Origin of the sequence: Pseudomonas sp. Marseille-P9899 (genome assembly GCF_903166565.1) — a bacterium.
GTDB lineage: Bacteria > Pseudomonadota > Gammaproteobacteria > Pseudomonadales > Pseudomonadaceae > Aquipseudomonas > Aquipseudomonas huaxiensis.
In genome coordinates this window covers 461,831-475,937 of sequence record NZ_CAESCG010000004.1, presented here as the reverse complement: position 1 = coordinate 475,937, position 14,107 = coordinate 461,831, and the positions used below count along the sequence as shown (strand labels likewise).

Genomic DNA, 14,107 nt, shown 5'->3' with positions numbered 1-14,107 from the left:
ATCAGCTCAGGCTTTCGCCCAGCACTGCCTCCAACTCCTTGGCAAGCTGGCCGCGCGCAGCCTCGTCACCCAACATGGCCTGCAGTTGCTTGCGAAACTCCGGAACATTGCCAAGGGGCCCCTTGAGGGCAACCAACGCCTCGCGCAATTCGAGCAACTTGTTCAGCTCAGGAATCTGGCGGGCGACCGCATCAGGGCCGAAGTCATCGATGGTGTGGAACTTGAGGTCTATATCAAGCGTGTCATCCGCACTTTCTGAAAGTGTGCTTGAGACACTTTCCTTGAGGCCGATACATTGTTCCGCCATGACACTATTGAAGGTGTCCTTGTCGATACGAACCGGGATTCTATCTTCGAGCGCACTGTCTTCCTCTCGCCCGATAAAGTCCCCCGCCACCAGCAATCGCAAAGGGAGCTCCACCTCTTCCTGCTCACCATTGGTGGCGGGAATATAGGTGATATTGATTCGCTCCTTGGGGGCGACCGAGCCTTTTTTATTTGCCATGAACTACTTCTCCGGAAGTTCGCGTGTTAGTTGGCGCTCATCGAAATACCACTAGACGGATGCGATGAAACGCGGCGCCCCGATGAACTCATCGAATCACATAGAAATTATCCAGCCCACGAATAGATCGGCCATTTCGCCCCGTACCAACACCGGAGCAAGGCCAGCGAACTCGCCTCAACTCAAAACAGCAGCAAGACTAGAACAAGGCCCAACAGCAAAAAAATAGGAAATTTCCTCATTATCACGAAGAAATTCCTTCAAATTTTAAGTAACAAACTAGAAGAAACCTTCCAAAGCACTATCGGAATCTTCCTATATACAAGTAATTAACTTTAATGCTTTCTTTTCAGGTCGTTGCGCACCTCTACTTTCGCTGTGCTTTTTCAATAAAAACGAAGTATCACGCGGGACAATCGACACGCCCCACAGATGTGGGCGGCCGCGCAACAAGGAAGTACTTCCTGCTTATCCAAAGGTGAACTACAGAAATGATCACGGTTGATCCGGCTGCGCTATTAGAACGTCTAAGCCCCTGCTGCCGGCAGGCGCTGGAAGAAGCAGGAAATCTGTGCATCGACCAGGGCGGCGCGGAAGTGACCGTTATGCATTTGCTGACGGCATTCCTCGGACAGCCTGCCTGCGACGTCCGCGTCATGATCGCCAGCGCCGGCCTGGCCGTCGATGCCGTGCGGCATGCCCTGTCCAGCGGCTTCGAGGTCCGTGATTCAGGTCGCAGCCAATACCCGTCCTTCTCCCCGCTTCTTGTCGAGGTTTTACAAGATGCCTGGCTGCTCAGTTCGGTAGAACTGGGGCAACCGCACATACGCAGCGGCGCGGTCTTGCTGGCGGCCTTGCTCAGCCCCGCACGCTACCTGCCTCTGGCGGCCATCCGCTTGCTCGACGGGGTCAACCGCGAATCGCTGCGCAAACGCTTTGCGACGCAGTTGGCGGCCTCGGCGGAAACGCTGCAGGCTGCGACTGAACCCCAGGCATCGACGGCAAAGCCAGACGAGGACAGTGCGCTGGCCAGGTTCGGCCACAACTTCACCGCCCAGGCGCGCGAAGGACGTATGGACCCGGTGCTGTGCCGCGATGCCGAGATGGATCTGATGATCGATATCCTTTCGCGCCGGCGCAAGAACAACCCCATCGTGGTGGGCGATGCGGGCGTCGGCAAGAGCGCGGTGGTAGAAGGCCTCGCCTTGCGGATCGTGCAGGGCCGCGTGCCCGAGCCGCTGTGCAGGGTCGAACTGTGGGGGCTGGACCTGGGTGCCCTGCAGGCAGGCGCTGCCGTGAAGGGTGAGTTCGAAAAACGCCTGAAGGCGGTCATCGACGAGGTCAAGGGCGCCGCCCGGCCGATCATCCTGTTCATCGACGAGGCCCACACCCTGATCGGCGCCGGCAACCTCGCCGGCGGCAGCGACGCGGCAAACCTGCTGAAGCCGGCGCTCGCGCGGGGCGAGCTGCGCACCATCGCCGCTACGACCTGGTCGGAGTACAAGAAATACTTCGAGAAGGACCCCACCCTGACCCGCCGCTTCCAGTTGGTCAAGCTGGAGTCACCCAGCACCGAACAGGCCGTGCACATCCTGCGTGGCTTGCGCCCCGTCTACGAAGCATCGCATCAGGTGTTCATCGGCGATGACGCGCTGCAAGCCGCCGCCGCCCTGTCGAGCCGCTACCTCTCTGGACGGCAGTTACCAGACAAGGCCATCGACGTGCTCGACACCGCCTGTGCCCGAGTCGCGTCTGCGCTGGCCGAACCGCCAAGGCGACTCAACGCACTGGAGAACGAACTCAAACAGATCGACGCCGAATCCGCCCAACTGATACGTGACGGCAAGGCTGGCCGATCGGTCGCCTCGGGTCGGCTGGAAGTGCTGGCCACCGCCCGAAAGCGCATGCTGGATAACACCGGGCAACTGCGTCAGGCATGGGAGCAACAGAAAGCACTGGTGGACGAAATCGTCGGCCTGCGAGCTGGCAACGACGACGAGGCGGTTACCCGGGTACTGGCCGAAAAGGTCGCACAGTTGAGCGAGCTCCAGCGTGCAGGCGCCTTGGTGCACGCCGATGTCGGCGCTGAACAGATAGCCCAGGTGATTGCCGACTGGACGGGCATTCCGGCCACCACGATCAACAGCGACCAGATGGCGCGTCTGGAAAGACTGCCGTCGAACCTGAAAAACCGCATCAAAGGCCAGGACGCTGCCCTTGGAATTCTGCACCGACGCCTGCTCACCGCGCTGGCAGACCTGCGCCGCCCAGGCACGCCGATGGGCGCCTTCCTGCTGGTCGGCCCCAGTGGCGTCGGCAAGACGGAAACCGCCTTGGCGGTGGCGAACGCGCTCTTCGGTGGTGAACAGTTCCTGACCACCATCAACATGTCCGAGTACCAGGAGAAGTTCACCGTATCTCGCCTGCTGGGTGCTCCGCCTGGCTATGTCGGCTATGGCGAGGGGGGCGTTCTCACCGAAGCCATTCGCAAGCAACCCTATTCGGTGGTGCTGCTCGATGAGGTGGAAAAAGCCCATCCGGAAGTGCTCGACCTGTTTTACCAAGCCTTCGACAAGGGCGAGCTGAACGATGGCGAAGGCCGGCGCATCGACTGTCAGAACGTGCTGTTTTTCCTGACCTCCAACCTGGGCTTCGACCAGGACGATGAGTCGCTGCAAGACCTGGAAGGCGATGTGCTGCGCCAGCGGCTCATGGGCTTTTTCAAACCGGCATTGCTGGCCCGTCTGCAGATCGTTCCGTATCGCTACCTGAACGAGGACGTAATCGCCGAAATTATCGGCGGCCGTCTGCAACGCCTGGAACAGCAACTTCAGCAACGCCACGAAGCCACGCTGGCAGTCACCGATGCCGCGCGCAGTGAGCTGCGGGCACGTTGTGCGCGGCATCGAAATGGAGCGCGTATGCTCGATGCAATCATCGATGGCGAGTTGCTCCCACCCCTGTCACTGGCCGTACTGCAACGACTGTCTCGCCGAGAAAAAATCCAGCATGCGGAACTGGACTGGACCGATGGCGCCTTCGCGGCAACGTTGACCTGAGCCCGGAGGACGAAATGAATTCCATGGATGTTGCGCCACTTCTGTGCAAACAGCTCCAGTTCCCCCACATGAAGCTGATGAAACTGACAGTGTTGGCGGTGGTGATTCTGACTGGCTGCGATAGCGGTGGACCCACCACGGCAGCCGGCCCTGACTGCACCCGGATCACCTCCGCGCTGGAGCGCCTCGCCTGCTTCGATGCCATAGCCGAAACGCCACCCTCTTATCCTTCACAACAACCGCCAGCGGACGCGGTCGTTGCCGCTGCCGAGCCGGTGGTGAAGGCGCCCCACATCACACGCCTGGTCCATGCCAATGAGGCAGGAAGGCGCCCGGAGGAGACCGCCTCAAGGATCAGTCGCAGCGCGGATGCCCTGCCTGGGCAGGACAAGGTGGTGATTTCCGCACCCGCGCTGAGCGGTACTGCCGCCGAAACCTACCTGGCGATCAGTTGCCTGTCGAACATATCCCGGCTGCAGTTGCTGAGCGCCGACCCACTGCCGGTGAACCACATCACCATCAGGCTTCTGCTGGATGGCACACCGATTACGCCCACCCGTCCCTGGCAAGTGCTGGAAGACGGCACGGTTAGCGACGCCGGCCGTGGGCTGGTGGCCATCGAGCAGTTGCGGCACCTGACCCGTCCAGCGCAACTGCTGCAAGTCGAGAGCAATCACGGTCCGTTCGATGGCATGCGCTTCGATGCCAGCGCGCTGGCCGAACAGATGTCGAGACAACGGGAGGCCTGTCAGTGGTGAGGCAGCTTCCCCCGCTCGACCTCAAGGCGCTGCTGACGCCGCTGGATGAGCGCCAGCCTGCGGGGACGTTCGATGAAGAGAACCCGCTGTTCCAGGACATCGATCATGAAATGATCAAGCTCGGCGGCCTGCAGGAACAGGCCATCGATTGGAACCTCGTCGACCAGAATGCTCGGCAGTACCTGAGCAACCACTGCAAGCACTTCCGCATCGCCGGCCACCTGATGACGGCGCACCTGCGCACGAACAGTTGGCGGAGCTGGGCCGAAGCCGCAGGCGTACTGGCCGGCATGGTAGAAAAATACTGGGAAACAGGGCACCCCAAGCCGGGTGCCACGGGCTATTCGAGCAAGCGCCGCCTGGTTGAGCAGTATCTGGAGCGGCTGAGCGAGGCCCTGCCCAGGCTGGACCGCAAAGGCTACGCCGAAGACTTCTACAAGGCGGGCCAGCAGGCGCTCGACAACCTCCAGGCAAATGCCCCTCTGACCGGGCTGGACGTTCCGGAGCTAACCAGGCTGGAAGGCAAGCTGCGACAGCACACCGAAGCCACCCGCGCTCCGGAGCTGGCCGAACATCCCGTCTATCTGCCCTCCCGAAGCGAGGCGCTGGCCGATACGCTCCTCGTTCCCCTGCACTCCAATCCGGGCAATGGACGGGAAAACCGCCGTTCACTGCTCTCGGCCGCCGAGATCATCAATCAGCAGGATGCCTATGACCCGACCGGCTATCTGCTGCGCCGGTTCGCCCTGTGGTCACACCTGACACAGGTGCCCTCGGCGGCCAAGGACAACCGCACAGAGTTGATGGCGGTCCCACGGGATGTTGCCGACCGCTACGCCGAAGCCCTGACAACCAACAGCGTCGGCCCGACCCTCTTGCAACAGATCGAACGCAGCGTTGCCTCGTCGCCTTACTGGCTCCGCGGCAGCTACCTGTCGGCGGACACCGCTCGCAAGCTGGAAATGCCACGGCTAGCCGAGGCCATACGACAAGCCAGCGAACGCTTCGTGACCCGCCTCCCGGCATTGACCACGCTGGAATTTGCCGATGGCCGCCCCTTCATCGATGACGACACCCAAGCCTGGCTGAGCGGTGCCACGCAGAACAGCGAAACCGGCTCCGGCCTGGAATACCCGGCACTGCGAGACGAACTGAGTGCGTTGCTCGACGCCACAGGCGTGGAGTCGATGCTGCGGCGCCTGGAAGCACTCCAGCAGCAAAAGACCGATGTGAGACATGGCTGTCATGTCATGGCCATCGCAGCCGACCTGCTCGCCTCCCGTGGGCTGGCCTGGCTCGCCGAAGGGTTGTATGCCCGGGCGCGCAGCGTCATGGACAGCGTCTCCACCCCGGCGTGGGAACCGGAACTCTACGCGTTGCTGGTGCGGCACGCGCCGGCTGGCGAAGAACACAAGAATTCAACAGGAGCATTGCTTTGAGGAACATCTGGTCCACCTTGCAACAATACGGCCGGTCCGTTCTGCACTGGGTCAAACCCGGCATGCCGCTCATGCTGCTGGCCCTGGCAATGGCCGTGATTGCCATCTGGTGGCTCGGCCCGCTGTGGACCGTTGCCGAGCGGCAGCCCCTCGGTAACCTGACTGCGAGGTTCCTGGCCACGATCGTGTTGCTGGTGATTCCGTTGCTGGGTTGGGCGCTTCACCTGCGTCGGCACACTCGGCTATTGGAGGCGGAACGCAAACATGATCAGCAAGTGCAGACCGATAGCTGCCTGCGCTACATCGAAGCGCAGGAACGCGACCTCGACCGAAGCCTGGCGCTGCTCCAATCCAACCTCAAAGGCCGCAATGCCTTGTACCAGATGCCCTGGTATCTGGTTCTCGGACAGGAAAACTCGGGCAAGACCAGCTTCGTCAACCGCTCCAACCCGAGCTTCTCCCTGACGGGAGAGATGAAAGCGGGAAGTTGGCGCACACAGGAAGACCCGGACAGGCTCTACCCGATTGACTGGTGCATCGGCGACCAGGCGGTGCTCATCGACCCTCCTGGCGAGATCATCAGCCAGCCGCGGGTTGCAGCAAACCCGCAAGAAAAGGACGTACCGGACCCGGCCCCTGTCGACCGGGATACTTCGCTGCGACGCGCCACCGCCGGGTTGCCGGAAGACCTCCATTCCCGCCTGTGGAACAGCTTCGTCAGCTGGCTGGGACGCAATCGCAGCCGCCGGCCACTGAATGGCGTCGTCCTGATGGTCAGCCTGGTGACCTTGCTGAACCAGAAACCCAGCGACCGCAAAGCCCTGGCCATGTTGCTGCGGGCACGACTGATCGAACTCAGCCGCGAACTGGGCACACGCCCGCCGTTGTATGTCGTGCTCAGCAAGTTCGATCTGCTCGAAGGCTTCGAGCCCTTGTTTGCCCGCCTGCCCAAGTCGGCACGCGAGGATATTTTCGGCTTCACCTTCACCCTGGATTCGGTACGAGACTACGACGCGTGGCTCGAGGAGCTGGGCGTGCGCTACGACAGCTTCCTCGACCGCCTGAACGAGCAGGTCTTCGACGCCATGGCGGATGTCGGCGAAACGTCGCAGCGCGAATCCCTGTATTCGCTGGTGCGGCAGATGTCCGGTCTGCGCTCGGTGCTGCTGGACTTCCTCGCGGATGTGATGGGCAGTGATCGCTTCGCCACGCCATCCTTGCCACGCGGCGTATTCTTCTCGTCGGTGTATCAGCAAGGCGTGCTCAATAACGCCTTCGTGACATCGGCGGCCAAGACCTACGGCCTGCGCGAATCGGCCAACACGATGCACCCCAGCGGGCGGGCAATGGTCTATTTTGCCCAGCAACTGTTCCAGCGCATCATCTATCCCGAGTCCGGCCTGGCCGGCGACAACCCGCGTGTCCTGAGACAGAAGAAACACGCCCTAGCCCTGCATTTCGGCATTGCGTCGCTGGGCAGCCTGATGATCATCGGCGGCTGGCACCACTATTACACCGTCAACCGCGACAAGGCCTCGAGTGTCATGGAGCGCAGCCGCGACTTCAGCGCCAGCGCCATCGACGGCACGCTGGACCCAACCGGATACAACCTGTTGCAGCCTCTGGACCAGATCAGCAACGCGGTCGCCGTCTATGGCGACTACCGCGATGCCTGGCCACTGGTGGCCAACATGGGTTTGTATCAGGGCCGAGCGATAGGCCCCAAGGTAGACGAAGCCTACCTGGCGTTACTCTCTCAGCGTTTTCTGCCGGCGTTGGCCAGCGGCGTCATGGAAGCACTGGACGGCGCCGACATCGAGGGTGACGCTCAACTGGCGGCCCTGCGTGTTTATCGAATGATCGAAGACCGCCCCAATCGCCGCGCGCCGGTGGTGGAAGGCTGGATGGCGGCCTACTGGCAACGGGCGTTCCCGGGCAACGACGGCACCCAGCGCGCATTGATGCGGCATCTGGAATACGCCATGAAGTACGCCGACACACAGCTTGCGAACTATCACGATCGGGTTGCTGTGGTTCAGCGGCATCTGCAGCAGATTCCCTTGCCAGAGCGGGTGTACATGACCATGCGCCAGGAGGCCGGTGCGTCGCTGCGTTCGCCCCTGGATCTGCGCAACGAAATCGGCCCGGCCTTCGATATCGTCTACCAGAGCGAACCCGAAACGGCGGAAGGGCCTGAAGGGGAGTCTCTTTCTTCCGACGGGCGCATCGATGCCCTGCTGACCGCCAGCGGCTATCGCAGCTACTTTGCCCAACACAACGAGGGCCTCACCGAGCTGGCGATGGTCGATCAATGGGCCTTGGGCGAGCGCGGCGGAATTGATTATTCGCAGGCTGATAAAACCATCCTGGCCGAGCGAATCCGCGCGATCTACAGCCGCGCCTACGTCGACACCTGGCGGCGCAACCTCAGCCAGCTTGAGGTCCGCGACTTCCACGACATCACCGACGCCGTCAGCATCCTGGGCAGCATCACAGGCCCGGCCGATCCGCTGCGTCGTCTGGTCGAAACGGTGCGTGACAACAGTGAGTTCGGAGCCAGACCCGTTCCCGCCAGCAGCACGGCGAATCTGATCGACAAGACTGCAACACTGACCGATCAGGTGGCCAAGGTCAGCGCTGATGCCACTCAGACACCAATGACCCTGGAAATCGTGCGTGCCTTCACGCCATTGACCCAACTGCTTGAAGCCCGGGGAGAACGAGCGTCCTACCTGGAGGAAACGATGCTGGCAATTGGCAGCGTGCAGGAAAAGGTCCGCCTGGTGCACGACAGTCCTGACCGCGGTAAAGCCGCCCTCGCCATGGTTGTGGAACGCTTCTCGCTGAAAGGCCCCGACCCCATCGCCAACCTGCAGCGGGTTGCCGCTGGCCTGCCCGAGCCGATGAACCGCCAGGTGGCCAAGCTGGCCAATGAATCCTCACGGGTGATTCTGGTGGAAGCGCTGCGCGAGCTGGAGCGGCGCTGGGATAGCGACATTCATCGCTTCTACCGCGAGCGGCTGGCTGATCGCTATCCATTCAGCCCCACCAGCCGGGAGGAAGTTTCGCTGGAAGACTTCACCGCGTTCTTCGGTCCACAGGGTCGGCTGCAGCAATTCCGCGTGGAGTACCTCAACCTGTTTCTCGAAGAAAACCTGGAGGCCCTCTACTCCGAGCGCCTCGGCGGCTATCTGGTGCGGGCTGACGTGCAGACCCGTCTGGAGTCGGCCGATCGCATCCGCGATGCCTTCTTCAACAGTCGCGGGCTACTCGGCGTGCAGTTCTATATCGAGCCCTTGGGCCTGGCGCCCAACAAGCGCAGCAGCTCGCTCAGCGTCGAAGGACAACTGGTCACCTACAACCATGGCCCGACGACCAGCACGGCACTGATCTGGCCCAACACCCTGGCCCCCAACAACGAAAGCCGCATGAGCCTCGTCAATGCTGGCGGCAGCAGCAGCGGCCTGGTCTATCGCGGGCCCTGGTCGCTTTATCGACTGCTGAGCCAGGCGCGACTGAACGGCACCACCAGCACCAGCGTGGACCTCAGTTTCTCCGCCCCGGACGGCAGCATGCGTTACCGCATCAGTACGGAGAAAGCCAACAACCCGTTCACCCAGCCGCTGTTCAAGGGCTTTGCTTTGCCGCTGAAGTTGTTGCAGGACGGGCTATAGATCACCCACCACTGACAGCCCGCCGGTCCTCCCGCGGGCACCGCTGGAACCGCGCCCGATAACTGCGAGTGAAATACGACGGTGAGTCGAAGCCGCAGGCGATGCTCACCTCCAGCACGCTCATCTCGGTCTGGCGCAGCAGTTGCCGCGCCTTGTCCAGGCGCAGGCGCAGGTAAAAGCCGCTGGGCGTGTCGTTCAGGTACAGGCGGAACAGCCGCTCCAGTTGGCGCCGGCTGACCTGCACCGAGCCGGCCAGGTCGAGGGTGTTCAGCGGCACCTCGGTATTGCGCTCCATCGCGCCGATCACCTGCACCAGCTTGCTGTTGCTGATGCCGTAACGCGAGGGGATCTGCATGCGCTGGTGGTCCTGGCGCGGGCGGATGCGCCCGAGCACGAACTGTTCGGACACCTGAATCGCCAGCTCGGCGCCATGGGCTTGGGCGATCAGGTCGAGCATCAGGTCGATGGACGCAGTGCCGCCCGCCGAGGTGATGCGGCGGCGATCCACTTCGAACAGTTCCTGCGTCGCCTCCAAACGCGGATACCGCTCCTTGAAGGCTTCCAGCGCCTCCCAGTGCAAGGTCACCCGGTGGCCGTCGAGCAGCCCGGCCTCGGCCAGCACCAGCGTGCCGGTGTCGATGCCTCCGAGCACCACGCCGTCGTGATCGAGCTTGCGCAACCAGTGCGCCAACGCCGGGCTGTAGCTCTGCAGCGGCTCGAAACCGGCTACCACCAACAGCGTCGCGCCCTTGCCCAGCGACTCCAAGGGACCGTCGGCGTTGACCGACATGCCGTTACTCGCCAGCACCGCCCCGCCATCCAGGCTCAGCACTCGCCAGCGATACAGCCCGGTGCGGAAACGGTTGGCCACCCGCAGCGGCTCAAGCGCCGAAATGAAGCCCAGCGCGGAGAATCCGGGCAGCAGCAGAAAGTGGAAATCCTGGGACATGGTGGCGACTCGACAGCCAGGGAAGTGCGGTTAATACCGCGCAGGTCGCCGCTGTGCAAGCGTCGGTCGCTACAGTGCGATTTTCTACGCTGAACCCCGCGTAATTTGAGCACCACGGCTCGCAGAAGCCGCATCCCCATAACAATTAGAACTGCCGTTGGAGGAGCCACCATGTACAGATCGCTGCTGATGCTCGTCGGTACCGCAATCCTCAGCACCAACGCACTGGCCGCCGAGCCGGCCGCCTGCAAGAACGTCCGCCTGGGTGTCGTCAACTGGACCGACGTGATGGCCACCAGCGCCATGACCCAGGTGCTGCTGGACGGCCTCGGCTACCAGACCAAACAGACCAGCGCCTCGCAACAGATCATCTTCGCCGGTATCCGTGACCAGCGGCTGGACCTGTTCCTGGGCTACTGGAACCCGATCATGACCCAGACCATCACCCCGTTCATCGACGCCGGGCAGGTCAAGGTGCTCGACACTCCCAGCCTGAACGACGCCCGCGCCACCCTTGCCGTGCCGAAATACCTGGCCGACAAGGGCCTGAAAACCTTCGCCGACATCCAAAAATTCCAGAAGGAGCTGGGCGGCAAGATCTACGGCATCGAGCCGGGTTCCGGGGCCAATACCCAGATCAAGGCGATGATCGCCAAGAACCAGTTCGGCCTGGGCAAATTCCAGTTGGTGGAGTCCAGCGAGGCCGGCATGCTCGCGGCGGTCGATCGCGCCGTGCGGCGCAAGGAAGCCGTGGTGTTCTTCGGCTGGGCGCCGCACCCGATGAACGTGAATGTCGACATGGCCTACCTGAGCGGCAGCGAAGACGCTCTCGGCCCGGATGAAGGCCGCGCCACGGTGTGGACCGTCACCGCGCCGGACTACGCCAGCCGCTGCCCGAACGTCAGCCGCCTGCTGAGCAACCTGACTTTCAGCGCCGAAGCCGAGAGCCGGATGATGCAACCGCTGCTGGACCACAAGGACGCGCTGGAGTCGGCGCGGCAGTGGCTCAAGGACCATCCCGAGGACAAGGCCCGTTGGCTGGAGGGGGTGACCACGCTGGACGGGCAACCCGCCGCTGAGAACCTCAAGCTCACCGCCAACTGACCCCACCGCCCTCCCTTCCCTGTAGGAGCGAGCTTGCTCGCGACAAGGCCCTCACAGAGCCCGCGACACAGCCATCGCGAGCAAGCTCGCTCCTACAGAAGTGTTACGCGATACCCATGATTTTTCGTCGCCCACCCAGGCCACGAACCAGACAGACACGCCCCAAGGAACCCCGCAATGAACCACGACGTCATCATCACCTGTGCCCTCACCGGCGCCGGCGACACCGCCAGCAAAAGCCACCTGGTCCCGGTCACGCCGAAGCAGATTGCCGCCGCCGCGGTGGAAGCGGCCAAGGCCGGCGCCACCGTGGTCCACTGCCACGTCCGTGATCCCGAGACCGGCCGCTTCAGCCGCGACGTGGCGCTCTACCGCGAAGTGATGGAACGCATCCGCGAGTCGGACGTGGACATCATCGTCAACCTCACCGCCGGCATGGGCGGCGACCTGGAGATCGGCCCCGGCGAAATGCCCATGGAATTCGGCCCCGGCACCGACCTCATCGGTCCGCTGGAGCGCCTGGCCCACGTCGAAGCACTGCTGCCGGAAATCTGCACCCTGGACTGCGGCACCCTCAACTTCGGCGACGGCAACAGCATCTATGTTTCGACCCCGAGCCAACTGCGCGCCGGCGCCAAACGCATCACCGAGCTGGGCGTGAAAGCGGAGCTGGAAATCTTCGACACCGGCCACCTGTGGTTCGCCAAGCAGATGATCAAGGAAAGCCTGCTGGACGACCCGCTGTTCCAGCTCTGCCTGGGCATCCCGTGGGGCGCGCCGGCGGACACCACCACCATGAAAGCTATGGTCGACAACCTGCCGCCAGGCGCGACCTGGGCCGGGTTCGGCATCGGTCGCATGCAGATGCCGATGGCCGCGCAAGCGGTGCTGCTAGGCGGCAACGTGCGGGTCGGTCTGGAAGACAACCTGTGGCTGGAAAAAGGCGTGCTGGCCAGCAACGGCCAACTGGTGGAGCGCGCCGCCGAGATCCTTCACCGCCTGGGCGCGCGGGTTCTGACCCCCGCCGAAGGCCGCGCCAAAATGAACCTGACCCGTCGCTGAGCCACAGGAGCCACACATGCGCTTTATCACTGATATCAAAACTTTCGCCGCCCTGGGCAGCGGCGTGATCGGCAGCGGCTGGGTCGCCCGCGCCCTGGCCCACGGCCTCGACGTGGTGGCCTGGGACCCGGCACCCGGCGCCGAGCAGGCCCTGCGCAAACGCATCGCCAACGCCTGGCCTGCGCTGGAAAAACAAGGTCTGGCGCCCGGCGCGTCGCAGGAACGGCTGCGCTTCGTAGCGACCATCGAGGAATGCGTGCGCGACGCCGATTTCATCCAGGAAAGCGCGCCAGAGCGGCTGGAACTCAAGCTCGACCTGCACGGCAAGATCAGCGCGGCAGCCAAGCCCAATGCACTGATCGCCTCCAGCACTTCGGGCCTGTTGCCCAGCGAGTTCTACGAGTCGTCCATCCATCCGGAGCGCTGCGTGGTCGGCCATCCGTTCAACCCGGTGTACCTGCTGCCGCTGGTGGAAATCGTCGGCGGCAGGAACACCGCGCCCGAGGCTATCGAGGCCGCGAAACAGGTCTACAGCGCCCTCGGCATGCAACCGCTGCATGTGCGCAAGGAAGTCCCCGGGTTCATCGCCGACCGCCTGCTCGAAGCGCTGTGGCGCGAGGCGCTGCACCTGGTCAACGACGGCGTGGCCACCACCGGCGAAATCGACGACGCGATCCGCTTCGGCGCCGGTCTGCGCTGGTCGTTCATGGGCACGTTCCTGACCTACACCCTCGCCGGTGGCGATGCTGGTATGCGCCACTTCATGGCGCAGTTCGGCCCGGCGCTGCAACTGCCGTGGACCTACCTGCCCGCCCCGGCGCTGACCGACGAACTGATCGACGCCGTGGTGGATGGCACCACCGACCAGCGCGGCGAGCGCAGCATTGCCTCGCTGGAGCGCTATCGTGATGACTGCCTGCTGGCGGTGCTGGACGCAGTGAAAACCACCAAGGCCCGCCACGGCATGACGTTCAGCGACTGACCCGGAGAAACGCGATGCCTGCCTTGCTGACCTACCAGACCCCGGTGCTGGAAGACTGGGTGGATTACAACGGGCATCTGCGCGATGCCTTCTACCTGCTGATCTTCAGCTACGCCACCGATGCGTTCATGGAGCGCATCGGCCTGGACGGCGACAACCGCGATGCCACGGGGCATTCGCTGTTCACCCTGGAATGCCACCTGAACTACCTGCATGAGGTGAAGCTGGGGACGCCGGTGTGGGTGAACACGCAAGTGATCGGCTTCGATCGCAAGCGCCTGCACCTCTATCACAGCCTGCACCGTGAAGGCTTCGAGCCGGCGCTGGCGGCCAATGAACAGATGCTGCTGCATGTGGACCTGGCGGGGCCGAAATCGGCGCCCTTCGCCGAGGAGGTGGTGGAGCGGCTGCGGGGGATCGTCGCGGAGCAGGCGGATTTGCCGGCGGCGGAGTTTGTCGGCCGGGTGATCGGGCTGCCGGGCTGAGTTCCTCTGGTTTTCAACCGCCCAAAAAAACAGCCCCGGATAGCCGTGACGCGTCCGGGGCGAAGAGTGAGCAAATTACCTGCTGCCAGA

At 63.1% G+C, this 14,107-nt stretch carries 10 protein-coding genes; 8 read left to right on the top strand and 2 right to left on the bottom strand.

The genetic code is table 11. The features are described 5' to 3' along the window. Position 1: 1 nt before the first annotated feature. The gene (gene tssB, locus HWV67_RS21935; RefSeq protein WP_175652748.1) at positions 2–505 is read right to left on the bottom strand and encodes a type VI secretion system contractile sheath small subunit; all 504 of its coding nucleotides are present in this window, start codon (positions 503–505) and stop codon (positions 2–4) included. Between the two features lie 491 nt (positions 506–996). Between tssB and tssH the strand changes: the two genes are divergently transcribed. From tssH to tssM, 4 genes are read left to right on the top strand one after another with little or no spacing between them, the layout of a single operon-like run. Then, positions 997–3,564, top strand: coding sequence for a type VI secretion system ATPase TssH (tssH, locus tag HWV67_RS21930; protein WP_175652747.1), 2,568 nt, complete (start codon positions 997–999; stop codon positions 3,562–3,564). Between the two features lie 14 nt (positions 3,565–3,578). After that, on the top strand, positions 3,579–4,322 hold the full coding sequence (gene vasI, locus HWV67_RS21925) for a type VI secretion system-associated protein VasI (RefSeq protein ID WP_256680164.1): 744 nt from the start codon (positions 3,579–3,581) through the stop codon (positions 4,320–4,322). Further along, positions 4,319–5,761: a type VI secretion system protein TssA gene (gene tssA, locus HWV67_RS21920; protein ID WP_175652746.1), complete on the top strand. Its 1,443-nt coding sequence runs from the start codon at positions 4,319–4,321 to the stop codon at positions 5,759–5,761. The genes vasI and tssA overlap by 4 nt, the downstream gene beginning before the upstream one ends. Then, positions 5,758–9,435 carry a type VI secretion system membrane subunit TssM gene (tssM, locus tag HWV67_RS21915; protein ID WP_175652745.1) on the top strand — a complete coding sequence of 1,226 codons (3,678 nt, stop codon included), beginning with the start codon at positions 5,758–5,760 and terminating at the stop codon, positions 9,433–9,435. Before tssA ends, tssM begins: the two co-directional genes overlap by 4 nt. A 1-nt stretch (position 9,436) precedes the next feature. Here tssM and HWV67_RS21910 read toward each other — a convergent pair whose 3' ends face one another. Continuing rightward, positions 9,437–10,384, bottom strand: coding sequence for a GlxA family transcriptional regulator (locus HWV67_RS21910; RefSeq protein WP_175652744.1), 948 nt, complete (start codon positions 10,382–10,384; stop codon positions 9,437–9,439). A 171-nt stretch (positions 10,385–10,555) separates the two neighbouring features. On the opposite strand from HWV67_RS21910, the gene choX reads away from it, so the two are divergent. The 4 genes from choX (at position 10,556) to HWV67_RS21890 (ending at position 14,017) form a co-directional block, all read left to right on the top strand. Further along, on the top strand, positions 10,556–11,488 hold the full coding sequence (gene choX, locus HWV67_RS21905) for a choline ABC transporter substrate-binding protein (RefSeq protein ID WP_175652743.1): 933 nt from the start codon (positions 10,556–10,558) through the stop codon (positions 11,486–11,488). Positions 11,489–11,665: 177 nt separating this feature from the next. Then, a complete protein-coding gene (locus HWV67_RS21900; protein ID WP_175652742.1) occupies positions 11,666–12,550 on the top strand; it encodes a 3-keto-5-aminohexanoate cleavage protein in 885 nt (294 codons plus the stop codon). Positions 12,551–12,566: 16 nt separating this feature from the next. Then, positions 12,567–13,532, top strand: a complete 966-nt coding sequence (locus HWV67_RS21895) for an L-carnitine dehydrogenase (protein ID WP_175652741.1) — start codon at positions 12,567–12,569, stop codon at positions 13,530–13,532. Between the two features lie 14 nt (positions 13,533–13,546). Then, positions 13,547–14,017, top strand: coding sequence for a thioesterase family protein (locus HWV67_RS21890; protein ID WP_175652740.1), 471 nt, complete (start codon positions 13,547–13,549; stop codon positions 14,015–14,017). Positions 14,018–14,107 lie beyond the last annotated feature (90 nt).

Coding starts and splice junctions, on each gene's coding strand:
- HWV67_RS21910 (WP_175652744.1), bottom strand. CDS start 10,384: ATGTCCCAGGATTTCCACTTTCTGCTGCTGCCCGGATTCTCCGCGCTG.
- vasI (WP_256680164.1), top strand. CDS start 3,579: ATGAATTCCATGGATGTTGCGCCACTTCTGTGCAAACAGCTCCAGTTC.
- HWV67_RS21890 (WP_175652740.1), top strand. CDS start 13,547: ATGCCTGCCTTGCTGACCTACCAGACCCCGGTGCTGGAAGACTGGGTG.
- choX (WP_175652743.1), top strand. CDS start 10,556: ATGTACAGATCGCTGCTGATGCTCGTCGGTACCGCAATCCTCAGCACC.
- HWV67_RS21900 (WP_175652742.1), top strand. CDS start 11,666: ATGAACCACGACGTCATCATCACCTGTGCCCTCACCGGCGCCGGCGAC.
- tssH (WP_175652747.1), top strand. CDS start 997: ATGATCACGGTTGATCCGGCTGCGCTATTAGAACGTCTAAGCCCCTGC.
- tssB (WP_175652748.1), bottom strand. CDS start 505: ATGGCAAATAAAAAAGGCTCGGTCGCCCCCAAGGAGCGAATCAATATC.
- HWV67_RS21895 (WP_175652741.1), top strand. CDS start 12,567: ATGCGCTTTATCACTGATATCAAAACTTTCGCCGCCCTGGGCAGCGGC.